The 23272-nt window shown below is 39.6% G+C and carries 19 protein-coding genes; 18 read left to right on the top strand and 1 reads right to left on the bottom strand.

Annotated elements, in window-relative coordinates:
* The first annotated feature begins 19 nt into the window (after positions 1-19).
* Positions 20-1336: an MFS transporter gene (locus HMPREF1210_RS06675; protein ID WP_147640290.1), complete on the top strand. Its 1317-nt coding sequence runs from the start codon at positions 20-22 to the stop codon at positions 1334-1336.
* 61 nt (positions 1337-1397) lie between these two features.
* On the opposite strand, the gene HMPREF1210_RS06670 is transcribed toward HMPREF1210_RS06675, so the two are convergent.
* Complete coding sequence (locus HMPREF1210_RS06670) at positions 1398-1865, bottom strand: YkyB family protein (protein ID WP_016427867.1); 468 nt, start codon at positions 1863-1865, stop codon at positions 1398-1400.
* Between the two features lie 146 nt (positions 1866-2011).
* Here HMPREF1210_RS06670 and HMPREF1210_RS06665 point away from each other — a divergent pair, with 146 nt between their 5' ends.
* The 17 genes from HMPREF1210_RS06665 to HMPREF1210_RS06585 all read left to right on the top strand — a co-directional run bounded on the left by HMPREF1210_RS06665 (position 2012) and on the right by HMPREF1210_RS06585 (position 22907).
* Complete coding sequence (locus tag HMPREF1210_RS06665; RefSeq protein ID WP_016427866.1) at positions 2012-3562, top strand: Ppx/GppA family phosphatase; 1551 nt, start codon at positions 2012-2014, stop codon at positions 3560-3562.
* Positions 3555-5660, top strand: a complete 2106-nt coding sequence (locus tag HMPREF1210_RS06660; RefSeq protein WP_016427865.1) for an RNA degradosome polyphosphate kinase — start codon at positions 3555-3557, stop codon at positions 5658-5660. The genes HMPREF1210_RS06665 and HMPREF1210_RS06660 overlap by 8 nt, the downstream gene beginning before the upstream one ends.
* 92 nt (positions 5661-5752) lie before the next feature.
* Positions 5753-6523: a 2,4-dienoyl-CoA reductase gene (fadH, locus tag HMPREF1210_RS06655; protein WP_016427864.1), complete on the top strand. Its 771-nt coding sequence runs from the start codon at positions 5753-5755 to the stop codon at positions 6521-6523.
* Between the two features lie 59 nt (positions 6524-6582).
* Complete coding sequence (locus tag HMPREF1210_RS06650; protein WP_016427863.1) at positions 6583-6822, top strand: hypothetical protein; 240 nt, start codon at positions 6583-6585, stop codon at positions 6820-6822.
* 118 nt (positions 6823-6940) lie between these two features.
* Positions 6941-7384, top strand: coding sequence for a cyclic-di-AMP-binding protein CbpB (cbpB, locus tag HMPREF1210_RS06645; protein WP_016427862.1), 444 nt, complete (start codon positions 6941-6943; stop codon positions 7382-7384).
* Positions 7385-7465: 81 nt separating this feature from the next.
* Entirely contained in the window at positions 7466-8389 is a 924-nt protein-coding gene (locus tag HMPREF1210_RS06640; protein WP_051123193.1) for a LysR family transcriptional regulator, read from the top strand.
* A gap of 69 nt (positions 8390-8458) precedes the next feature.
* Positions 8459-9172, top strand: a complete 714-nt coding sequence (gene dapD / locus HMPREF1210_RS06635) for a 2,3,4,5-tetrahydropyridine-2,6-dicarboxylate N-acetyltransferase (protein WP_016427860.1) — start codon at positions 8459-8461, stop codon at positions 9170-9172.
* A 9-nt stretch (positions 9173-9181) separates the two neighbouring features.
* The gene (locus tag HMPREF1210_RS06630) at positions 9182-10318 is read left to right on the top strand and encodes an N-acetyldiaminopimelate deacetylase (RefSeq protein WP_016427859.1); all 1137 of its coding nucleotides are present in this window, start codon (positions 9182-9184) and stop codon (positions 10316-10318) included.
* Positions 10319-10461: 143 nt separating this feature from the next.
* Complete coding sequence (locus HMPREF1210_RS06625; RefSeq protein ID WP_016427858.1) at positions 10462-12873, top strand: hypothetical protein; 2412 nt, start codon at positions 10462-10464, stop codon at positions 12871-12873.
* Positions 12870-13805 carry an ABC transporter ATP-binding protein gene (locus tag HMPREF1210_RS06620; RefSeq protein ID WP_016427857.1) on the top strand — a complete coding sequence of 312 codons (936 nt, stop codon included), beginning with the start codon at positions 12870-12872 and terminating at the stop codon, positions 13803-13805. Before HMPREF1210_RS06625 ends, HMPREF1210_RS06620 begins: the two co-directional genes overlap by 4 nt.
* On the top strand, positions 13802-14647 hold the full coding sequence (locus HMPREF1210_RS06615) for an ABC transporter permease (RefSeq protein WP_016427856.1): 846 nt from the start codon (positions 13802-13804) through the stop codon (positions 14645-14647). The genes HMPREF1210_RS06620 and HMPREF1210_RS06615 overlap by 4 nt, the downstream gene beginning before the upstream one ends.
* A 13-nt stretch (positions 14648-14660) precedes the next feature.
* Positions 14661-16124 carry a hypothetical protein gene (locus tag HMPREF1210_RS06610; protein WP_016427855.1) on the top strand — a complete coding sequence of 488 codons (1464 nt, stop codon included), beginning with the start codon at positions 14661-14663 and terminating at the stop codon, positions 16122-16124.
* Positions 16125-16136: 12 nt separating this feature from the next.
* Positions 16137-17129, top strand: coding sequence for a MoxR family ATPase (locus HMPREF1210_RS06605; protein WP_016427854.1), 993 nt, complete (start codon positions 16137-16139; stop codon positions 17127-17129).
* Positions 17126-18001 (top strand): DUF58 domain-containing protein, encoded by an 876-nt coding sequence (locus HMPREF1210_RS06600; protein ID WP_016427853.1) that lies wholly within the window; start codon positions 17126-17128, stop codon positions 17999-18001. Before HMPREF1210_RS06605 ends, HMPREF1210_RS06600 begins: the two co-directional genes overlap by 4 nt.
* 12 nt (positions 18002-18013) lie before the next feature.
* Positions 18014-19783 carry a BatA and WFA domain-containing protein gene (locus HMPREF1210_RS06595; protein WP_016427852.1) on the top strand — a complete coding sequence of 590 codons (1770 nt, stop codon included), beginning with the start codon at positions 18014-18016 and terminating at the stop codon, positions 19781-19783.
* The gene (locus tag HMPREF1210_RS06590; protein ID WP_016427851.1) at positions 19767-22370 is read left to right on the top strand and encodes a VWA domain-containing protein; all 2604 of its coding nucleotides are present in this window, start codon (positions 19767-19769) and stop codon (positions 22368-22370) included. Before HMPREF1210_RS06595 ends, HMPREF1210_RS06590 begins: the two co-directional genes overlap by 17 nt.
* A gap of 21 nt (positions 22371-22391) precedes the next feature.
* Positions 22392-22907 carry a GNAT family N-acetyltransferase gene (locus HMPREF1210_RS06585; protein ID WP_016427850.1) on the top strand — a complete coding sequence of 172 codons (516 nt, stop codon included), beginning with the start codon at positions 22392-22394 and terminating at the stop codon, positions 22905-22907.
* Positions 22908-23272 lie beyond the last annotated feature (365 nt).

Below are 23272 nucleotides of genomic sequence, written 5' to 3'. Positions count from 1 at the left end.
TTATAACGGGGTGCTGAGAGTGAGCCAACAACAAACGACTCCAAGGAGTCCGATAGCTCTTTATTTAACGTTACCGATTTTGTCCTGGGCTTTTTATGATTTTGCCAATACGATATTCTCGTCTAATATCAACACGGTATTCTTTCCTTTTTACACAGATGATGTAATTGGCACAAGTGTAGCTAGACAGCAAGTTGCCAGTACGTTTGTATCATATGCAAATGCTGTCGCCAGTTTTTTCTTGGTCATGTTTACACCTTTGTTTGGCGTATGGATTGACCGAACTGGATACAAAAAACGATTCATCGTCTGGTTCGCTTCTATTTCCATCCTAGCAACTTTCATGATGGGGGTATTCGGGGGGCTAGAATCGAATTCATTAATGTGGGGCGTGCCAATGTCCTATGCATTGGTGGTCATAAGTTTCGTTATAGCTAAATTCTTTTTCAACTCCAGTCTTGTCTTTTATGATTCGATGATGAGTGATTTGGGGACTAAAGAAGAAATGCCATTAATTTCTGGATTTGGAGTGGCTGTCGGTTATATTGGAACGATTGTCGGATTACTTGTGTATCTTCTTGTCAGTGATGGTGAGTTTCATAAAGCATTCATTCCAACCGCTATTTTATATTTACTATTCAGTCTGCCATTATTTTTCATAAACAAGGATATACCGATTCCTAAAAATCAAAGAGTCAAAGGTTCATTTTTTGATGGCTATAAAGTAATAATAAATACGTTCAAAGATATGAAATCCCATAAATCAGTTTTCACTTTTATGATTGCGTATTTCTTTATAAATGATGCCATCTCAACCACTATTGCCATGATGGCCATTTATGCAACTGTCATAGTCGGTTTTTCTTCTGGACAATTCATCATTTTATATCTTATTTCAACTATTTCCACTGTTATTGGGTCTTTTGTATTTGGATACATTACAAAGAGGATAGGAGCAAAAAATGGGGTGACAATTGTTGCTGTATTAATGATTGTATCCCTAATTGTTGCTGTTTTTGCAGTCGAGCAATGGATGTTCTGGATTGCAGGAAGTATGTTCGGAGTTTCACTTGGTTCCATGTGGGTAACGTCGCGTACACTCATAATTGAACTGACTCCAGAAGATAAGCGTGGCCAATTCTTTGGATTGTTTGCTTTTTCTGGGAAAGTGTCTTCTATTATTGGCCCTGCACTTTATGGGACCATTACGTATCAATTACAGGATTATGGAACAATTGCAAGTCGCATTGCCTTGTCTACTTTAATTGTGATGACGATTATTGGTTTAATCATTCATTTACGCTTAAAGCATGATTCAACCATTCCAGTGGATTAAAACACTGCTGAACAAAAAAAGCCGGTAACCATGAAAATGGTTCCGGCTTTTAAAAAATAATTTAATCTAAATAAGTGCTGCCAAAAGTATAAGAACGTTTCTTAACTGGTTGTTTTCGAGACAGTGGGGTGGAGGCATGTGTGGGTTTTTTCTTTATTATCGTTTGATGCAAGCCTGTGTAATCACTTAACAGCTGTTTGGCAAGATTCAAACTCATTCGTCTTTGTGGATTACGATAGTTCTCATCAAGATGTCCCAAATGTGGAAGACTTTGAAAATCCTCTTTTTTGGGTAATAAATGAAAGTAGTAATCAGCACATTGAACTAAGACAGAAGATTGTTGTTGACTAAAACGAGGGTTTTTCACAAAGTGTAATCCCAATTTTTTAGCACGTCCGGTTTCAATCATCTTTTCAATGGTCAATCTTTTTAATTCATATAGAAATTTATTATCAGTAGCAGTTTTTGCATGACGATTAACTGAATAAATAGCAGAAGCCAGTTGTCCATCTGTCCTATCTTGTTTCATGAAACCCCACCCTTCACATCTTGAAAAATTGAGAATATTAGCCAGAATCAAGAAAAATTCAGAGCATTCAATTAACTACTATCATACCAATTCATTCCCAATCTGTATAGTTGAAAACAAAAAATTATGGGAAAGGTGATAAAATTATGGAAAAAAAGAAAACAGCCATTTTAGATATCGGGTCAAATACAATTCGTTTAGTGATATATTCCTATGATGATGTCAGAGGACTTCGGGAATTTGAAAATATAAAAACAGTTGCACGCTTACGCACTTATATTCTACCAGATGGGTCAATGTCTGAAGATGGGATTTTGCTTCTTCAGGAAGTATTAAGATCTTTTAAACAAATGCTTAAAGACTATGATGTCGAAGATGTTCTTGCGACAGCTACTGCGGCTATTCGGCAAGCCACCAATCAACAACAGATTGTTGAACGCATGAAGAAAGAAACCGGATTTGATCTCGATGTCTTAAGTGAAGAAGATGAGGCATATTTTGGTTTTTTAGCTGTTGTTCATTCTGTATCGACTGAGTCTGCCGTAACGATTGATATCGGAGGTGGAAGCACCGAGATTACGTACTTTGTAGATAAAAAATTGCAAAAGACACATAGTTTTCCTTTTGGGGTTGTTTCCTTGCAGCAACAATTCATGAAAGATGAGAAGTTGACGCCCGTCGAAAGAGAACAGCTAGCTTTGTTTGCAGAAGCCCAATTCCGATCTCTTTCTTGGCTAAATGGGCTGAGTTTACCAGTTATCGCAATCGGGGGAAGTGCACGAAATATCGCACAAATCGATCAACAACGGAAGGAATATCCGATTTCCAATGTTCATCAATATCAAATGAAAGTGCATGATTTATACACTTTAAGTGATACATTAGGTGACTTATCGTTTAATGAACTAAACAAAATAGATGGGTTGTCGAGTGACAGGGCAGATATTATATTACCGGCACTTGAAGTGTTCAGAGCGTTAATGAAAGTTGTCCATTCCGAGGAGTTTGTGTTCAGTCGCAAAGGTCTGAGGGAAGGGATTATGTTAAATCGGGTGCTGCAAATACATCCGGATGCTCTGAACAAGTACGATGTTTTTACCCATAGCAGCGAGGCACTAGCAGCAGAATTCGAAATGAATCGACATGAGGCAGAGCACCTTCAATTTTTGGCAGAACAAATTTATGAAGCTTGCGTGAGTCACCAAATGATTGAACGATCGCAGGAAAGTTTAAAGTTATTGAGAAGAGCGGCTGCGTTATTTTATTTAGGTGAATACATTGACGCAGATGCAGCAAGTCAACATACCTTCTATATATTATCGAATCGTTCGATTGATGGTTTGGATCACTTAGATCGAATTAAATTGGCCTTAGTAGCATCCTATAAAAATAAAGAAACGCTCAAGCGTTATGCGGTTCCATTTGAAAAATGGCTGACAAAAGATGAACTAAAACACTTAAGGGATTTGGGGGCAATATTAAAATTTGCTTATGGTTTGAATGGTTCAAAACGTTCGGTGGTAGACAAAGTTTTGATGGAGTCTTCCAGCAAAGGACTGATTATGAGAATTCATGTCAATGGGAATGCAATGGCGGAAGAATATCAGGCAAGGAAACAGAAGAAGCATCTTGAACGATTATGTAAATGCAACGTCGATCTGGAATTTGTAGAAAAGGATGGTCATATTCATGGCTGAACAACATCCAAAGGTAGACATTGATCAACCGGATTACTATAACAATCGTGAACTAAGCTGGCTTGCTTTCAATGATCGGGTTTTACAAGAAGCGGCGGATGAACATAATCCTTTAGCAGAACGATTGAAGTTTTTAGCGATTTTCAGTTCGAATTTGGACGAATTTTTTATGGTACGTATCGCAGGTCTTCAAGATCAAGTGAGGGCGGGGTTTCAAAAACCTGAAAACAAAGCAGGTTTGACTCCTAAAGAGCAACTAAAGGAAATTACCAAGAAAACGCATTCACTTGTAAAAAAACAGTCTGAACTTTATCAGCAATTAATCAATATTCATTTGAAAAAAGAAAATGTGGAAGTTTTATCGATTGCAGAGTTATCTATAACTCAAAAAATCTTCGTTCAACATTTTTTTGAAGAGCATGTTTTCCCGGTACTCACGCCTATTGCAGTAGATGCATATCGTCCATTTCCAACCTTGTTGAGTAAAACCATGAATATTATTGTCATGCTGGAACAAAAAGGGGAAGAAGAAATTCATAAAAAAGTGGCAATCGTGCAGGTTCCATCTGTTCTAGCCAGGATGATAAAAATCCCTTCAAAGGATAAAAGTGATTCATACATTTACTTGGAAGATTTGATTATCAATCAAATCGATACATTGTTTTATGGATATAAATTGAAAGCAGTCAATACATTTCGTATGACCCGAAATGCAGATTTAACAATTCATGAAGAAGGCGCGCGAGATCTATTAGTGGAAATAGAAAAAGAATTAAAGAAAAGGAAATGGGGAGCCGCAAGCCGTCTGGAAGTTCGGTCAAATGAAATCAACACTGATATTTTAGCGTATTTATTAGATGAACTAGAGATTGATAAAGACGATGTTTATGACATTGATTGCCCAATCGATTTAACCTTTCTTTTTTCGTTCATTAAAGAAATTAGAGAGGGTCGTGAACATCTGGAATTTGAAAACTTTATTCCTCAACCGCCATACGATCTGGAATCTGAGGAAGACCTATTTGAAAAAGCATTACACCAGGACTTATTTTTCCATCATCCTTATGAATCATTTGCCCCCATTTTAGATTTTGTTTCTGAGGCAGCGGAAGATCCCAATGTCCTTGCGATTAAACAGACGTTATATAGGGTCAGTGGTAATTCCCCTATGATAAATGCCCTGAAACGTGCAGCAGAAAATGGCAAACAAGTAACGGTATTAGTTGAATTAAAAGCCAGATTTGATGAGGAAAACAATGTACATTGGGCCAAAGAGCTGGAGCAGGCAGGTTGCCTCGTCATTTATGGAATGCATAATTTAAAGACCCATTCCAAAATTACATTGATTGTACGTAGCCGAAACGGACGGATTGAAAGATTTGTCCATTTAGGTACCGGAAACTACAATGATCAAACGGCAAAAATTTATACGGATATGGGAATTATTACAACGGAAAAGAAATTTGGTATTGATGCGACTAATTTCTTTAATTTTTTAAGTGGCTACACAGAAAAACCGAAATTTCATCATTTGATTGTGGCTCCATATGATATTCGCGATGAGTTTATCAAGCTGATTGAACAGGAAATTGAATTCCATAAAAAAAACGGGAATGGTTATATCCGTGCAAAAATGAATTCATTGACTGACAAAGAACTGATTATGAAAATGTATGATGCTTCTATTTCAGGGGTGAAAATTGATTTAATCGTACGTGGTATCTGTTGTTTACGTCCGCAGATTAAGGGAATCAGTGAAAATATCCGAGTCATTAGTATTGTGGGAAGATTTCTGGAGCATTCGAGAATTTATTGGTTTCATCATAATGGTGAAAATCATGTTTATCTATCTTCTGCGGATATGATGACCAGAAACATGATCAAACGGGTCGAGATTCTTTTTCCTGTTTATGAAGAGACAATAAGAAAACGGATTATGAACCTTATTTTATTTCAAATGGATGATACAGCGAAGGCCCGTGAGCAAGATCAATATGGTGAGTATCATCACCGATTGCCGAAAAATGATGAACCTGTCTGGAACAGTCAGGAAGAGCTCTTAAAGTTAGCTTATCGGGTCCCGGACGATAAAGAATGAAGAATATATAATAAAACATATATACTTTTCTACGATAGTAATGGCATAATTGGGATTAAGAAAGAATATTCAGAATAAAAGGGGTGTCTAGTATGTTGTTGAAAGATCAAACCATAATTATTACGGGTGGTTCTAGTGGTATGGGTTTCTATATGGCTAAACGTTTCGTAGAAGAAGGTGCAAACGTTGTCATTACTGGACGCGATATGGAGCGTCTGGAAGCAGCTCAAAAAGCTATTTCACATGATTCCAAGAGAGTAGGTATTTTTCAAATGGACGTGCGCGAACCAGAACATGTGAAGGCAATGGTTCAGTACACTGACGAGAGATTTGGGAAAATAGATGGACTGGTTAATAATGCTGCGGGCAATTTTATCGTTCATGCGGAAAAGCTTTCACCGAACGGCTGGAAATCCGTAATCGATATAGTCTTGAACGGAACATTTTATTGTTCGCAAGCAGTTGGTAACTATTGGATTGAGAAAGAGCAAAAAGGAGCCATTCTAAATATGCTGGCAACATATGCGTGGAATGCCGGTGCTGGTGTTGCTCATTCTGCAGCAGCTAAAGCGGGAGTCATGTCATTGACACGTACATTAGCTGTCGAATGGGGTACACAATATGGAATTCGGGTAAATGGTATCGCACCTGGTCCAATAGAACGTACTGGTGGTGCTGAAAAACTTTGGGAATCCGAAGAAGCTGCAGCACGTACGCTCAAATCTGTTCCACTTGGTCGACTCGGACGTCCAGAAGAAATTGCAGATCTTGCATCATTTATGCTTTCCGATAAAGCTTCATATATGAATGGAGAAATCATTACGCTTGATGGCGGTCAATGGTTAAATAAGTTTCCATTTTAAGCTTAAAATCCATGATTTGACCCATACTAACTTTACTTCAATGAAAGGGTAGGATGAGTATGGATATATGGACTTGGCCTTTGCTATTCGTTATCGTCATCATAAGTTTGATTGGTTTGTACGGGACGTGGCGCGTTATGACGCTTGAAAGTAGACGGCAGCAAGTGAATGATACGCCAATTGCACAATCAGTAAAAGATAATCCCATTTCGTTTAATCCAATTTTCTGGGTATTTGTAGCTGCAGGCGCTTTTGTCTTCGTTATTATCATGTATTACGTAATGGCTTCTTCCGCTTAATCAGGGAAGAAGTTTTATTATGGATAAAACGTTTACATCTATGTTCATTCCCAGAATATGATATGATAAAAGAGTAGTATGCTGTTCGCAAGTAGAGCAGATAAAGGAGTAGAAGTGTATGATTTCGGTTACAAGCAGAGATTTTTTGGATATGCAAATCGAAGAATTCATCATCTCATCAGAAAAAGTAGCACATGTGCAAGTTGGAAATAGTGCAGAACATGCCCTATTAGTATTAACAAAAACAGGTTATTCATCCGTACCGGTTTTAGATTTCAAGTACCGTTTAAAAGGATTAGTCAGTACACAAATGATTACAGATTCCATTTTAGGACTTGATCACATCGAGTACGAACGTCTACCGGATATAAAAGTGGATGAAGTAATGCAATCACCTGTTCCAACCATTCATATTAATGAAAAATTCAAAAAAGGACTTGATCTTTTGATTAATCATCCTTTCTTATGTGTAGTGGATGATGAAGAAACTTTTTTAGGTATTTTAACTCGACGAGTTGTATTGAAGCAATTGAAAAAACATATCTATCAAAATAATCAGTAATATGCAAAAATAAGAGAAGATCTCCATGGGAGGTCTTCTTTTTTCGTTTGTACAAAATTTTTACGTTAATATATCTATTGGATGAAAGCAGTTTTGAATAAAGGAGAGAAGCGCGTGACGACAAATGAATCACAAATCATCAAAATTCTGGCCGAAGAACGCAATATGAGAAAAGCTGCGGAACGACTTTTCCTATCTCAACCAGCATTATCCCAACGCCTTCAATCCATTGAAAAAGAGTGGGGGGCTCAACTTTTTCTTCGTTCCCAAAAAGGCTTGACTGCGACACCAGCTGGCGAGATTGTCATCCAATTTGCTATTGATACGATTGCCAAACAAGAAGAAATATTTGAACTCATACAGTCGATGACATCAAAAGTACACGGCACTTTAAAAATTGCTTGTGCTTCAATTGTCGGACAGAACTGGTTGCCGATAGTCTTGAAAGATTTTGTCACGAAATATCCTGAAGCAAAAATATCCCTTATCACAGGATGGAGTTCAGAAATCGTAAAATCTCTATACGATGGAGAGGCTCACATCGGCATCGTCAGAGGACATACGGAATGGAAAGGTACGAAAATTCATCTTTTCCGAGACACTTTGTTTCTGGTTGATCAAGAGCTAAAGGAAGTAGAAGATGTTTTGTCAACAGACCGACCTTTTATTCAGTTCAAAAGTGATTCCAATTACTATCAAGAAATTCAGGCGTGGTGGCAACGCCATTTCTCTTCGAGTCCTAGGCGCCAGATTACGGTGGATCAGATAGAAACATGTAAACAAATGGCATTGAATGGAATTGGCTATGCTATCCTGCCATCAATTACGTTAAGTGGATTGGAAAAAGTAAATAAAATTGCCTTAACGAATCAAGCAGAAGAATTTGAATTGACTCGTGATACTTGGTTAATTGGTTATGAATCAGCTTTTGAATTGAGACAAGTAGAAGCATTTGTGAGTGTTGTGGAAGAACATGCAAAAAGATTGCATGATTATTCAAATTAAATAGATGTAATATTTTCAGATTTCCTGTACAATTAGTCCATATTTAAGATTGAAAGGAGTTCAACAAGAATGAAGCAGATGGATGCATATGAAATTATTTCTTATATTCAACACGCTAAAAAATCAACGCCGGTAAAGGCTTATGTAAATGGTGAGAACTTACAGAATCTTTCTTTCGGAGAAAACACAAAAATATTTGGCGAAGGCAATTCACTTGTACTTTTCGGAGAATGGTCTGAAATTGAAGCTGCCTTGGCTATGCATAAAGAACAAATTTCAGATGTGGTCGTTGAAAATGATCGACGTAATTCAGCAATTCCATTAGTGGATCTAAAGGGGATCAATTCCCGTATTGAACCTGGCGCGTTTATTCGCGATCAAGTGGATATCGGCAATAACTGTATCATTATGATGGGGGCAGTTATTAATATTGGAGCGGTAATTGGTGATGGCTCTATGATTGATATGGGTGCCATTCTTGGGGGGCGTGCAACTGTCGGCAAAAACTGTCACATTGGGGCAGGAGCTGTGCTGGCAGGCGTCATTGAGCCACCTTCAGCAATGCCAGTAATTGTGGAAGACGATGTACTTGTTGGAGCAAACGCAGTTGTACTAGAAGGCGTGAAAATTGGAAAAGGTGCAGTTGTTGCAGCAGGAGCCATTGTTACAAAAGATGTTCCTCCATATACAGTAGTTGCGGGAACGCCAGCGAAAGTAATCAAAGAAATCGATGATAAAACAAAATCAAAAACAGAAATCATGCACGAACTTCGCCAATTGTAGGAAGCGATGATGAAAACTCTTCAACAAATACGACGTGATTTACATCAAATTCCTGAAATCGGTTTTCAAGAATTTAAAACACAAGCCTATTTATTAGAGGAAATTCAATTGCTGAATCAAGAACGGTTAACTGTCGTGAAGTGGAAAACAGGGATTGTTGTCCATGTTAAAGGGATTGATCCCAAAAAGACAATAGGTTGGAGAACTGATATAGATGGACTCCCAATCAATGAACAAACGGGGTTTTCCTATCAATCAACTCATACGGGTTATATGCATGCATGTGGTCATGATATCCATATGACGGTCGCGCTTGGGCTGTTAAGACAGCTTAATCAAACGCCTATAAATGATGATATGGTATTCCTATTCCAGCCAGCAGAAGAAGGTCCTGGTGGAGCACTGCCAATGCGGGAATGGTTAAAAGAGAAACATCCAGAATTTCTACCTGATGTGATCTTAGCTTTTCATATTGCCCCGGAGTATCCTGTCGGTACGATTGCGACTCGTCCAGGTCTACTGTTTGCGAATACATCAGAGTTATTCATTGATTTACATGGTGTCGAAGGACATGCGGCGTATCCACATCGTACGAAAGACATGACGATTGCCGCAGCCAGTCTATTGCTCCAACTGCAGACGATTGTCAGTCGAGCAATCAATCCGTTGGAATCTGCAGTGGTGACAATTGGGAAAATGACATCCGGTACTGTTCAAAACATCATTTCGGGTCATGCACGTTTAGAAGGTACAATCCGTACGATGGATGCAGTAACGATGCAAACAGTTAAAGAACGAATTGAAGCACTTTGTAAATCGACTGAAATTGCTTTTGATTGTAAAGTGCATATTGATTATGGCTCATCTTACTATCAAGTATTTAATTCAGAAGAAATTACCCAAAACTTTTTATCATTTGCCAATAATGATGATACAACAAATGCAATCCATTGTGACCCAGCCATGACTGGTGAAGACTTCGGCTATTTCCTTCAAGAAATTCCTGGCTTCCTATTTTGGGCTGGCGTTGATTCATCGTATGGTCTGCACAATGCCAAGTTGAATCCTGATGAAAAAGTAGTGGATTATCTCGTTCCATTTACAGAATCTTATATACGTTCGCTTTCGAATCATGATAACGATTAGTTATCATGATTTTTTTAAGTCTCAAATCATGAGGATAACCATTTTATGGTCATTTGTTGATAAAAATGTATTTTTCTAGTTTTTTAAGGAACTTATAGATAGACAATTCGTACTAATCAATATAGAGATAAGGGGGAAAGAAAATGAAGCAAACTATTCGGTGGTGTTTTGCATTAAGCATATTATTTTTGCTTAGTCTTATGCCGATTACAGAAGCATACGCAGCACCGCAACTGGAAGTAAAAGCTACTGCAGGCTTTCAAAATAAAATCAAATATGGAGAAGGATTGCCTCTGACTGTCACCGTAGTTAATTCAGGAGATGAATTTTCAGGTGATTTGGTGATTGATTATTCCGAATCCTACGGAATAGGTTCAGCCAAAGCTATTCCATTTACGATTGGTAAAGGTGAAACCAAGACACTAAATCTGGCTTTACCAGGATTATCAGAAGATATGGCCTATAACTCTGACTATCAAATGTTTTATTTTTACGATGGTGACTGGGAGAATGGAAAGGAAATTCCATATAAAGGGAATAAAAGTATCCGTCCCAATTCTTTTGGTCAAGACACAACTTTCTTCCTTACGTTAACTGAGAGCGCAGACCGTTTGCGTGCCTTATCCACTGTAAAAATGGTGGGTATGGGAGGCTCACAAATTATCCACTTAGGACAGATGAAAGATTTCCAATTCCCGACGGACAATGCTGCGTATGACCTTGCCAATTATTTAGTGATTGATGAGTACGTATTGGGAGATTTGGAACAGGAACAGCAACAAGCGATTCTTGACTGGGTTCAAACTGGAGGGGTTGTTCTTGTTGGGGCATCAGATAATACAAGTGCTGAACTTGGTTTATTATCTGAAAAGCTGCCACTAACTTTGACCGATGAACGAAAAACACTAAAAGCAGAAAAATTAACTGTATTCGCCAATAATAAGGAGTTTACAGAAGACATAGCAATTTTTGGAGCAAAAGCAAATGAGGGATCTCGTGTCGTTATGAAGTCTGATAACGAACCAATCGCTGCTATAAATTCCATCGGAAAAGGTGCAATCATTCAGACGGCTTTTTCACTTGGTGATGAACCTCTTTCCAAACAAGCCAATTACTCATTCCTATTGACAGAGCTAATCAAAAAAGCCAATGTTAATCAAATTTATCAAAATTATGGTGGTCAAAATATAAAAGAACAAATGACAAACGAAGTGGGACAGATGAACGAACTGTTTCCTTCATTCCAAGTATCTACGCCCTTAATGATTACCATTGTCATCATTTACATTATTCTGGTGGGACCATTATTGTATTTCCTATTAAAAAGAAAAGATAAGCGGGAACACGCATGGTGGATTATCCCGGCAATCTCCATTTTGGCTTCTTTAGCCATTTTTGCTTACGGTGCTAAAGATCGCCTTGTGCGTCCTCAAATTCAACAATCAAGTTTTTATGAAGTTCAAGCCGATGGCAGTCTCTCTGGATATTACGTCGAGTCCCTGCTTTCCAATCGCAGTGGAAACTTCACTTTTGAGGCTGAAAACGGAACGACCATGGTTGCTTCAAAACGAATGAATCCATTCGCAGATAACTCCGGCAATGTGCAAGCAATGTCGATTTTAAATGAACAGGCAGATAAGGATCAATTGACCGTACGAGATGTTGGGTATTGGTCCGTTTCATCCGTCCTTGGAGAATCCAATATACAAGAAGTGGGTCAATTTGCTATTGATTTGACGGTTGAGGGTGGAAATGTTCGGGGAACTGTGAAAAATGAATTCCCATTTGCTCTGAAGGATGTTGCCATTTGGTCAGGAACAAAAATGATTAACCTCGGAGATTTAGAATCAAATGAGTCCATTGAGGTGAATGAACCAGTAGGATCGGCATTATTGGTACCAATTGCTATGAGCAACGGTTCACAACAATACATGGGATTTGGTTCAGCAATGAAAGCGGCTGACCTACCTAAAGAACGTAAAAATAGTTTGATTCGCATGTCGCAAATGACAGGTGAACAAAAAACACAACCTGCAATAGTTGCACATACAGAAGATGCAATTGTACCTGTATCCTTGAAGGATGCGCGTGCAGAAATGTCAGCAATCAATATGATTTACCAGACATTCTCACCAAAAACCATCTTTTCTGGTGAATTTACTTTACCGTCTTCAGCTTTCGATATTGCTGTGAACACAGAAGAAACGTCCGGTTATTATAATCAAATGAGTGAAAGTAAGTTCGAATGGTTTATGTCAAATGGTTCGTATTCATATGAATGGACGATTCCAAGTAACGTTCCGGTGAAAGACGTAAAATGGAAAGAACTTCAATTGGCAAATACTGACACTTCTTCGATTTCAGTGGAAATTTATAATGTAGCTACAAAGGCATTTGAAGAAGTTACAAGCGGACGATTTTCTATCAAAGAAAATATAGACCAATATATTTCAGCTGATGGGAAAATTAAGTTCAAAGTGAATAAACAAGCTTCAAACGGTGACGATTATACTCGTTTGCCAGAATTACGCTTAAAAGGGGAGGTCCAAAAATGATTGAAATTAAAGGGCTTACCAAAAAATACGGCTCATTTTATGCATTGAACGACTTAAATTTAACTTTAAGTGAAGGTACTGTATTTGGATTTGTTGGAGCCAATGGGGCAGGGAAATCCACCACATTTTCTATATTAGCTACACTTCTGCAACCGACTGCCGGGGATGCATTTATTAATGGGAAGAGTGTGAAAACTGAACCGCATGAAGTTCGAAAGCAGATTGGTTATATGCCAGACTTTTTCGGTGTATATGACCAATTAAAAGCAGACGAGTATCTTGATTTTTATGGAGCAAGTTACGGAATTCCTGAAACTGAGAGAGCGCAGCTTATTCCTCAGTTATTGGAACTTGTGAATTTGTCACATAAACGATATGAATACGTTGATTTGCTTTCACGGGGAATGAAGCAACGTTTATGTCTGGCACGGGCATTAATTCATGATCCGAAAGTATTGATTTTGGATGAACCTGCCTCTGGATTGGATCCAAGGGCGCGTGTTGAAATGCGCGATATCTTAAGGCAACTGAAAGGAATGGGGAAGACTATCCTTATTTCTTCACATATCTTGCCTGAGCTTGCTGAAATGTGTGATGAAATCGGTGTGATTGATGGAGGCAAACTGATTGCTCATGGCTCCGTCTCCGATATTCAGGCTCAATTAAAAGGAGAACGTCTCATTACGGTAAAACTTAAAGGGTTACCTGATCGTGCAACAAAGTTCTTTGAAGAAGATCCATTTGTTACAGGAATTGAACAACTGCCTGAGGAACACACAATTACGTTTAAATATCGAGGGTCAGAAGATGATCAGATGCGCTTACTGAAGCATGCAATAGAAGAGAATTTGTCTATTTTGTCATTTGCTGAGCAAGAAACAGATTTAGAGGATGTCTTTATGGAAATAACGAAAGGAGTGGAGACAGTATGAGACTCAATGTGAATAATCCGGTTCTCGTTAAAGAAGTGAAGCTCCGCTTCCGATCGCTGAAAAGTTTCACTGGTATTTTGTTTTATTTGATTGCCATGAGTATTTTTGTATTTGGTTTCATCTTTTTGACGACAGCTTTTACTGGTACCGGCTTTTTCAGACCAGAAGAGAGTTTCTTCCTGTTTGGCTTACTGACATTCATCCAGTTAGGGTTGATCTTGTTTATTACACCGGGCTTAACGGCAGGAACCATTAGTACGGAACGTGAAAAACAAACGCTTAATATTTTGTTAACCACATCACAAAGTTCCCTGCAGATCATTCTAGGTAAATTATCTTCATCCATCGCATTTTTGGTGTTGATGCTTATTGCAGGACTGCCAATTTATAGTTTGGTGTTCTTATTCGGTGGCATATCACCGGGGCAATTAGGTTTGATTTTCCTTTTCTTCTTTTTAACCATGATAACTGTAGGGAGCATTGGTGTTATGTTTTCAACCATCACCAAAAAGACAATTGTCTCCATGATTGCAACATATGGGACGATGATTTTCCTGGCAGGAGTTACAGCCTTTTTCTTCATGATTACTATACAAGTAAACATGTTGGGTTCGGGAGCTACCCCAAGTCCATCACCTTTTGCTCACTTCTGGGCGAGCATCAATCCAGGAATATTAATTTTCTCTTTGTTAAATCCCATGACGGAAGACTTTGTCAATGAAGCGACGAAAGTTGATTTCCCGGTTTGGGCAGGATACACCATTTTTTATGTCTTGTTAGCTGCACTTGCGATTACCGTCTCAATCAAGAAATTACGTGTCAATATGAAGAAACAAAAATGAGGAGATGCACACCATGAATAGCCGGGATCAACTATTAGCCTTTGTAAAAAAAGTTCATAGACGATTGATAAGCGAACATTTATTTCGAGTTACACAAACTGCATTATGTTTTGGTCTCTTTGTTGTCGCGGTTGTGTTTCTAGCTTCTCGGTTATTTGTATTTCCTTATTACGTATCGTGGGCTATGGCGGCTGGAGGTATTTGCTTTGCACTTGCGTTGGCTTGGGGCGTTTATAGAAAGCCAACTTATTCGTCCTCACTCCTTCAGTTTGATCAATATTTTCCGGAGAATTTACTGATTACCGCATTACATTCCAACGAGAATGAATCCGGGTTACTGCAATCTCTTCGTGAAAAAACAGCAAATATGACAAAAACAGCTTTTGATTTATTCAAGCTGAGAAAAAAGGATTTATGGCGTATGAAGCCATTGATTGGCATTGGGATTGCGTCAATGGTATTGCTCTTCCTCATTGCCTTTCCATCTGCAACACAGCTTCAAGCTAAAGACGTAGAGCTTGAAAAAGAGTTAGTGAAACAAATCAAGAAAGAAGTAGCTAAAACAATAAAGAAAAAAACACCTGAATCTCTTAAAAAAGAACTTCAGAAATTAGAAAATGATTTAAAGAAAACAGAAACATCGGAAGAAGCGTTGCGTGAGTTAATTAAAAAGCAAAAAGAACTTCAGTTACGTGAGCAACAACTTACTGACAAACAACAGGCTGCCAAATTAAGTGAGGATCCGAAAGATGGACTGACGTCTGCCGAAAAAGAGGAATTGGATGCACTGAAAAAAGCCACAAAAAATCTTGCTGAACAGGCAGGTAAGACACAAACAGCTTTAAGTAAATTAGGGAAACCGAGTGGAACTCCTGTTCAAACTGCTTCAGGGCAAACAAATCCATCAAATTCCAATTCAAGTAACGGCCAGACAGGTACCCAAGGAACTGGACAGGGTCAAACATCATCGGGTACTCAAGGCTCACCTGGTCAAAGTTCAAATCAAGGTCAAGGTCAAGGACAAGGACAAGGACAAGGTCAGGGACAAGGTCAGGGACAAGGTCAGGGACAAGGACAAGGACAAGGACAAGGCCAAGGACAAGGACAAGGACAAGGGCAAGGGCAAGGTCAGGGGCAAGGACAGGGTCAAGGACAAGGTCAAGGGACTGGGCAAGGTTCGGGTCAAGGTGGTTTGAAAGGCGGATCCGGATCGGGTAGTCGAAATTTATTGTCGGTTCCGTCAAGAATAGGTGGTTCGAGCCAGTCAACTGTCGATAGTGGGAAAATTGGAGAAGGTTCTTCAGCGGAAGAACAAGATAGTGCTGTTCCAGTAAAGAAAGGAACAGTCAAACCTTATGATGCGGTAGTTGGTTCATACAGAAATTCGTACTTAAAGAGTTCCGAAAGGCTTCAATTACCACCAGATTTACAACGAATTGTACAGGATTACTTTTCATCACTAGAAACAAGCGAATAATGGAGGTTTCCCATGTCATTTACACCTACAAACTATGAAGAAATGAGTCAGCGTTTAAACGAAGTAAAACAGGAAATCGGTCAATATATCGTTGGCCAGCAAGAGGCTGTCGATTTTACTCTTTACTCGGTCTTGGCAGATGGGCATGCCCTCCTGGAGGGTTTGCCAGGTCTCGGAAAAACGATGTTGATAAGAACCATTTCTGAAGTATTGGATTTATCATTCTCAAGAATCCAGTTTACTCCTGATTTGATGCCTTCAGATATTACCGGAACGAGCATAATCGAACGATCGGAAGATGGCAAGCAAACATTTTCATTTAAACAAGGACCTATTTTTAGCCAACTCGTTTTAGCAGATGAAATAAACCGCGCTACACCGAAAACACAGAGTGCTTTGCTTGAAGCGATGGGTGAAAAAACAGTCACAGTACTTGGCGATACGAAACAAATGGCTAAACCGTTTTTTGTCCTGGCCACACAAAATCCAATTGAAATGGAAGGGACCTATCCACTGCCAGAAGCTCAAATGGACCGATTTTTATGCAAAATAGTAATTCCGTATCCTTCAAAAGAAGAATTAAAAGAGATTGTTATAAGAACAACGGGTGCGAAGAATATACAACTTCAAAAAGTGATGAATGCCGAAGAATTAATGATTGCTCAACATATGGTCAGAGAAGTGTTGATCGCTGACGATATGCTTGCATACGCAATTGATTTGACTTCTGCAACACACCCAAATGAAGAGGCAACAGATGAGGTTAAACAATATGTTCAATATGGAAGTGGACCACGTGGCCTTCAAAGTTTGATTCGATTGGCTAAAGCCCGGGCGCTCGTTGCTGGACGCTACCACGTGTCGATTGCTGATATTAAATCAGTTGCCATACCCGCCCTTCGACATCGCATGCTTTTAAATTACGAAGGAGAAGCGGAAGGGAAATCAGCCGATTCCATTCTCAGTGATTTACTTCAATCCATCAAACAAGGACAAACTTCATGAAAAAAGATTCCATTTTACCAGAGGACTGGTCCTCTAAAATTGGACGCTTACAAATTTCAACGAAGTCTAAATTGCGTGGTCAGCATAAAGGGTCTCATCGCTCGATGCGTTTTGGTTCTTCACTCGACTTTTCAGACTTCAGGGAATATCACCCGGGTGACGATGTAAGGCAAATTGATTGGAATGTCTTTGCAAGGACAGACAAATATTTCATCAAACGGTTTTTGGATGAGCAAGAAATGCGTGTGCATATTTTGTTGGATAGTACAAAGTCGATGCAAGAAGAAAAAAAGTGGCTTCTGGCTAAACAACTGACCATTTCACTTGGACAACTTGTATTGGGGAGAGACGATCGGTTATCGTTTGCGACGCCTACTGAAGAGAAGCTAGCCCCTTTCAGACGAAAGGGTGCCGTGTACAGAAAGGCTTTTACATCATACATAACCAATCTTTCCGAACCTGCAATGAACACCTCTTTCACTAATCAGGCCGCGCAATACAGTGCTAAAGATTGCACGGTATTATTTATCATCACGGATGGACTCGAACCAATTGCTGACTGGGAAAGATGCTTACGTTCGATGCCAAGATTTTCTCAGGATATACGGTTGATTCTCGTACAATCTAGTGATGAAGTGGCTCCACAATTCTCAGGGGACTTACAATTGGTCGATCGCGAAACAGAGGAACGATTGAATGTGTCCGTTTCTACGAGAATAGTGGAAGATTATGAAAAGAAAAGACATCAGCATTTTCAGGAACTTGATATTCTGTGTCGCCGATTTGGTATTCACACTTTAAAAGTGGAGACAAAGGACGATATCAGTCATATTCTTTTCCATCAAATGATTCGGTCAAACTGGATAAATTGAGGTGAGCCGTCTATGGGCTTTGGACAACTAGTATTTTTATGGACGGCGATCATCCCGATCACTGTACTTCTCTATTATTTCTTCCGAAAAAAATATATAGAAAAAAAGATTTCTTCTACAATGTTCTGGGAAACCGTCATGAAAGAAACAAAAGTTTCTCCCTATCTTCAATATTTGCAACGTAATGCCTTATTTTACTTGCAAATGCTCGCCCTGTTATTACTTATGTTCGCATTACTTCAGCCATATCTCAAATCACAGGCGATTGCGGGGGAACACATTATTTGGGTGGTGGATACTTCCGCCACCATGCTTGCAACAGCAAATGGGGAGACCGTCTTTGAACAACATAAAAAAGAAATGAATGCGCTGTCTGAACAATTGGCCGGTAAACCTTTAACGTTGATCACGACGGGTGAAGAGCCGACTATTTTATTACGTGACGAAACGAATGTAAATGTGATCAAATCGACGATTGATAAATTGGAAGTGCAATATGAACAAGAGAACTTACCTAAAATGCTGGATTTCACAAAATCACTTCTGAATGGAAAAGAAACAGCAATATACTTGTTCACGGATCACGTTGAAAGAAACGAACTCCCCTTGGAGAACGAAAACCTTACGTGGTTTGTAAAAGGAGCACCAGAGAATTTGGAGAATGTCTCCATCTTACGTTTTGGTGCAACCGCTTCCGATAAAGGTGTTGCAGCATTAATTCAGCTAGAAAATGAGACTGCAGATGATAAAAAGGGAACATTGGAAATTAGCTCACTGGAAAATGGAGAGGTTTTACTCAAAAGGGCAGTTGTAATTCCGGCAAAAGACACACTGTCTCTTTCATTCAAAGAATTACCTGATGCAGAAGGGTTTACAGCAAATCTGCTAGTAGATGATGATTACACAACTGATAACGAGTCATCCGTTTTATTGCAGAAACAATCGGCTCAAACTTACGTGGATGGGAATCTCCATGAACTCGTTTCAGCAGCCTTTCAAGCCATGGATATTCCCGTAAGTTCTGTTCCCACTGAACAATTAAGTGACTTGCCTGGGGAAGCAGTTGTGGTGACCAATCAAACGTCCCAACTCTCTATTTCTGAATCACCTGTCCTGTTAATAGGACGGAATGATGAAAATGCCAAAGAAGTAAATGGCACGATTGCGACGGAGCGAGATGATGTGTTTGCCTATGCGGATATGTCGGATATATTCGTCAGCAGCTTGTACCCTCCGTTTCCTGAATATGAGACAATCGCCCAAGTAGAAGAGCAGCCGTTCATCCAACGATCGGACAGGGGAGATTTAATCATATTAGCAGACATACAGATGACCGATTGGCCACTACATCCATCATTCCCATTGTTCTTATGGAGTGCACGGGAACAAATGGTAACGAACGATAATGAAATCGGAACTTTTTCACCAAATGAACGAAAATCACTATCGTTGGTGGCGGATGAAGAGAAGAATGAATGGGAAGTTTTTTCAAATTCCAATGAGTATATCAAAACAATACAAAATGGCGGGCAATTTTCTGCGCCAAGTCGACCAGGACTTTATGTTTTGACATCAGGAAATATTGAAAAGCACTTTGCCGTCGCACTGGAACAACAAGAGAAACACCTTGAAAAAGGAACTTCTTTTGCAATCGGCTCGGCTTCGCAAGAAGACATACAGGAGACCGTCAAGACTTCATTAGTTCCGTGGTTCCTACTTCTCATTGTATTATTGCTAATGATTGAATGGGAGGTGCAACGACGTCGTGGGATTACGAATTGAATCGCCTGCCTGGCTTTTGTTATTCCTATTGCCAGCTGTCTATTTTGCGTTTGCATGGTGGAAAACTAAAAACCGAATGACTCGGGAGCATAAGTTTATTTTTGTCATCCGAGTAGTAGCAGTAAGTTTACTGATTTTTGCATTGGCAATGCCTTCTTTACTATTACCGATTAAAGAAGAGCAACTACTGTTTGTGGTAGACCGGTCGGCCTCGACCAAAGGGACTGATAAGCAGTACACAGAGTTTCTCGTTAAAGCTCTTGCTGAAAAGAAAGATCATCAAGCGGTCGGCCTCTATTCGTTTGACGGTAAATTTCAAACCCAGGTACCTTTATCTCTATTAACAGAAGATGTACCAGAATTTATCGGTTCTGAAAATGATAGTAAAACCAATATTTCTGAAAGTATACAACTTGCAACCAATCTTGCGGATCAACAAAAAGCGACGCGCATCGTTTTGTTATCCGATGGACTGGAAAATGAAGGATCTGTATCCGATCAACTATCGAGGATGACAGGCGGTAATGTGGAAATAGATACGTATATATTAAATCGTCCTGAATCGGAAGATGTTGCCATCACTAGTTTTGAAACGCCTCCTGTAGCGTTTGAAGGAGAACAGCAACAACTGCTTGTTCAAGTGGAATCAACGAAAGCCGTAAAAGGTGAACTGATTCTTTCTCAAAATGACCAGTTTCTATCAAAACAATCTGTCCAAATCGAGCCTGGTTCTAATACTTTCACACTCCGCCATGCATCAGTTGGAGAAGGATTGTTGAAATATCAGGTTCAATTAAATGTCACAGGTGATGCTTTACTTGAGAATAATCAGTTAACAAGTGTAACGATGGTTGAAAGCGCACCGCATTTACTGGTAGTGAGTAGTGATAAATTGACTTCCCCCATACCATCCTATATCGATGATCAAGTGGTAAAAGTTGATGCAATTCAAGCTTCAGACTTGCCATTCGACTTGTCGAATTATTTAGCGTATGATGCTATTATTTTTGACAATGTTCCAGGTTATCAAGTAGGCGAAGCCAAAATGACCGTAATTGAACAAGCGGTAAAAAATTTCGGTGTCGGCTTTATGATGGTCGGAGGAGATAATAGTTTTGGACTGGGAGGCTATTTTAAGACACCGATAGAAAAATTGCTTCCCGTTGAAATGGAAGTGAAAGGTAAGCAACAATTGCCTTCCCTAGGACTGATTATTGTCATGGACCGCTCGGGTAGTATGGCTGGCAATAAATTCGAACTGGCAAAAGAAGCAGCAGCACGTTCAGTTGAATTATTGCGGGATGACGACACACTAGGCTTTATTGCTTTTGATGATCGACCGTGGGAAATCATTGAAGCGAAAACCCTGACTGATAAAAAAGAAGCTCTTGAAAAAATCTTGTCCGTTTCTGTAGGCGGGGGTACCGAGATTTACCCTGGCCTCGAACTGGCTTACGAACGACTATCCGATTTGAAATTGCAGCGCAAACATATCATTTTGTTGACGGATGGACAATCTGCTACTCAAAATGACTATGAAGAACTGATTACAGAAGGTCTTGGGGATAAAAACATTACTTTATCAACAGTAGCCATAGGGCAAGATGCAGACCGAGCGTTGCTAGAAGAATTGGCACAATTCGGTACAGGCCGTTTCTATGATGTCAGTGATGAAAGTACGATCCCGGCCATTTTATCACGGGAAACCGTGATGATTTCAAGGACATATATTGAAGACAATCCCTTTTATCCGATTATCCGAGGCGATGCGGCCTGGACTAGTTTATTTTCGGATGGAGTTCCACAACTAAATGCATATATTGCAACGACTGCGAAACAAACTGCGACCGTTGTCGCTGAAAGTACGAAAGAAGATCCTGTTATTGCGGAATGGATGTATGGATTAGGTAGAACAATTGCGTACACATCCGATTCAACCGGTGCTTGGAGTGGGGACTTTGCACGCTTCAGCGAGTGGGGAAATTTCTGGAACACTGCGGTATCAAGATTGCTACCATCTTATAGTGAAGTTCCATTCGATATCCGAAAATCCCAAGATGGATCTTATTCGGTTACGGATCCATCCGGTCAATCGTCCTTTCTGGATATTGTAGCGGTGAACGAAGCGGGTGAAGAAATCGAAAGTCTGTCTGAACCGATTTCACCTGGCAAAAGCCGTGTTTCATTCGATGCGGATCCAGGGCTGATTTTCCTTAGAATTTCAAATGAACAAAACAGCATGTATCAGGCGGGTATTTCAATTCCTTACAGTGAAGAATACAAAATTCAGCCGCCTAATAAAGGGCTGATGGAGGAAATCGCCAAGCGTACAGGCGGAAAAGTGATTACCAGTCCTGAACAAGCGATGCGGGATATACAATTTGAAAGCTCAGAAAGTAAAAGTATTCAAAAGTGGTTAGTCCTAATCGCAATGTTATTATTTTTCATTGATATCACATTAAGAAGATTTGGTTGGCGTACGATTTCTGGAGTGACTTCTCATTTGAAAAAATCGACAGTTGAAAACGTTACACGAGCTAATGATACGAATGTTGCTCAACTGCTGAAAGGGAAAAAGAAACGTTAAAGGTAAAGTGGGGAATACAAAATGATCGTCAATGAAAGTGATCGATTGGCATTAAAGGTTTTTTCGGTTGAAGATGAAGAGGCGGCAAAGAATTTTTGGGGGAATGCCGAAGTGATGGTGCATTGTGGGGGGCCAACACCACATGAAATGTTAGGAAAAGTTCTAATGTCCTATCAAGCATGTCATGAAAAAAAGGGGCTCTCTGTTTATGCGGTGGTCGAGAAAGAGACCAGTGAAGTGATTGGAGCAGCTGGTTTCAATGTAGCGAGCGGCTTGGAAAAAGTTGAATTGATTTATCATCTTTCTAAAGACAGCTGGGGGAAGGGGTATGCGACAGAAGCAGCAGTAGCATGCACCGAAATTGCGAAGCAAACCGATGGAGTGGAAACGATTTTTGCCTCTGCCGACCCTCACAATGTCAGTTCCACTAAAATTCTCGAAAAAGCAGGATTTCAGTTTATCGAAATGAAGTGGTTTGATGACACTAATCAAGAAGAACCCTACTTCGAATATCAAATTTTACAAGATGATAAATGAAAAAGGTTGTTCTCGGAAGGTAAGCCTTCCTGGAACAACCTTTTTCTTATTTATTATTCTGACTCTGTTCTATAAAAAGAGGGAATCTGCTCCCTTTCCGCGAACAAACTACCAAGCCTCCTCGCTGTGGGGTCTTGGCAATCCATTTTTCCGCAGGAAGGATAGGGCCAAAAATAGTTTGGCACTAGCCTTTGCGACGATGTTAGCGCAGCGATGCAGAAACAGGAGCATTGGTCTAATCTTTGCGACTAAGCTAGCGCAGCGATGCAACGCACTTTCATGTTTAGAAGCTAGCGCAGCGATGCAGGAGCATTGGTCTAGTCTTTGCGACGAAGCTAGCGCAGCGATGCAGGAGCATTGGTCTA

Source organism: Paenisporosarcina sp. HGH0030 (assembly GCF_000411295.1).
Lineage (GTDB): Bacteria > Bacillota > Bacilli > Bacillales_A > Planococcaceae > Paenisporosarcina.
This window is presented reverse-complemented; position numbering and strand designations above follow the sequence as displayed.

Bases quoted from the DNA above. Each gene is read 5' to 3' on its own strand.
- HMPREF1210_RS06670 (WP_016427867.1), bottom strand. From the start codon at position 1,865: ATGAAACAAGATAGGACAGATGGACAACTGGCTTCTGCTATTTATTCA.
- HMPREF1210_RS06665 (WP_016427866.1), top strand. From the start codon at position 2,012: ATGGAAAAAAAGAAAACAGCCATTTTAGATATCGGGTCAAATACAATT.
- HMPREF1210_RS06660 (WP_016427865.1), top strand. From the start codon at position 3,555: ATGGCTGAACAACATCCAAAGGTAGACATTGATCAACCGGATTACTAT.
- fadH (WP_016427864.1), top strand. From the start codon at position 5,753: ATGTTGTTGAAAGATCAAACCATAATTATTACGGGTGGTTCTAGTGGT.
- HMPREF1210_RS06650 (WP_016427863.1), top strand. From the start codon at position 6,583: ATGGATATATGGACTTGGCCTTTGCTATTCGTTATCGTCATCATAAGT.
- cbpB (WP_016427862.1), top strand. From the start codon at position 6,941: ATGATTTCGGTTACAAGCAGAGATTTTTTGGATATGCAAATCGAAGAA.
- HMPREF1210_RS06640 (WP_051123193.1), top strand. From the start codon at position 7,466: ATGAAAGCAGTTTTGAATAAAGGAGAGAAGCGCGTGACGACAAATGAA.
- dapD (WP_016427860.1), top strand. From the start codon at position 8,459: ATGAAGCAGATGGATGCATATGAAATTATTTCTTATATTCAACACGCT.
- HMPREF1210_RS06630 (WP_016427859.1), top strand. From the start codon at position 9,182: ATGAAAACTCTTCAACAAATACGACGTGATTTACATCAAATTCCTGAA.
- HMPREF1210_RS06625 (WP_016427858.1), top strand. From the start codon at position 10,462: ATGAAGCAAACTATTCGGTGGTGTTTTGCATTAAGCATATTATTTTTG.
- HMPREF1210_RS06620 (WP_016427857.1), top strand. From the start codon at position 12,870: ATGATTGAAATTAAAGGGCTTACCAAAAAATACGGCTCATTTTATGCA.
- HMPREF1210_RS06615 (WP_016427856.1), top strand. From the start codon at position 13,802: ATGAGACTCAATGTGAATAATCCGGTTCTCGTTAAAGAAGTGAAGCTC.
- HMPREF1210_RS06610 (WP_016427855.1), top strand. From the start codon at position 14,661: ATGAATAGCCGGGATCAACTATTAGCCTTTGTAAAAAAAGTTCATAGA.
- HMPREF1210_RS06605 (WP_016427854.1), top strand. From the start codon at position 16,137: ATGTCATTTACACCTACAAACTATGAAGAAATGAGTCAGCGTTTAAAC.
- HMPREF1210_RS06600 (WP_016427853.1), top strand. From the start codon at position 17,126: ATGAAAAAAGATTCCATTTTACCAGAGGACTGGTCCTCTAAAATTGGA.
- HMPREF1210_RS06595 (WP_016427852.1), top strand. From the start codon at position 18,014: ATGGGCTTTGGACAACTAGTATTTTTATGGACGGCGATCATCCCGATC.
- HMPREF1210_RS06585 (WP_016427850.1), top strand. From the start codon at position 22,392: ATGATCGTCAATGAAAGTGATCGATTGGCATTAAAGGTTTTTTCGGTT.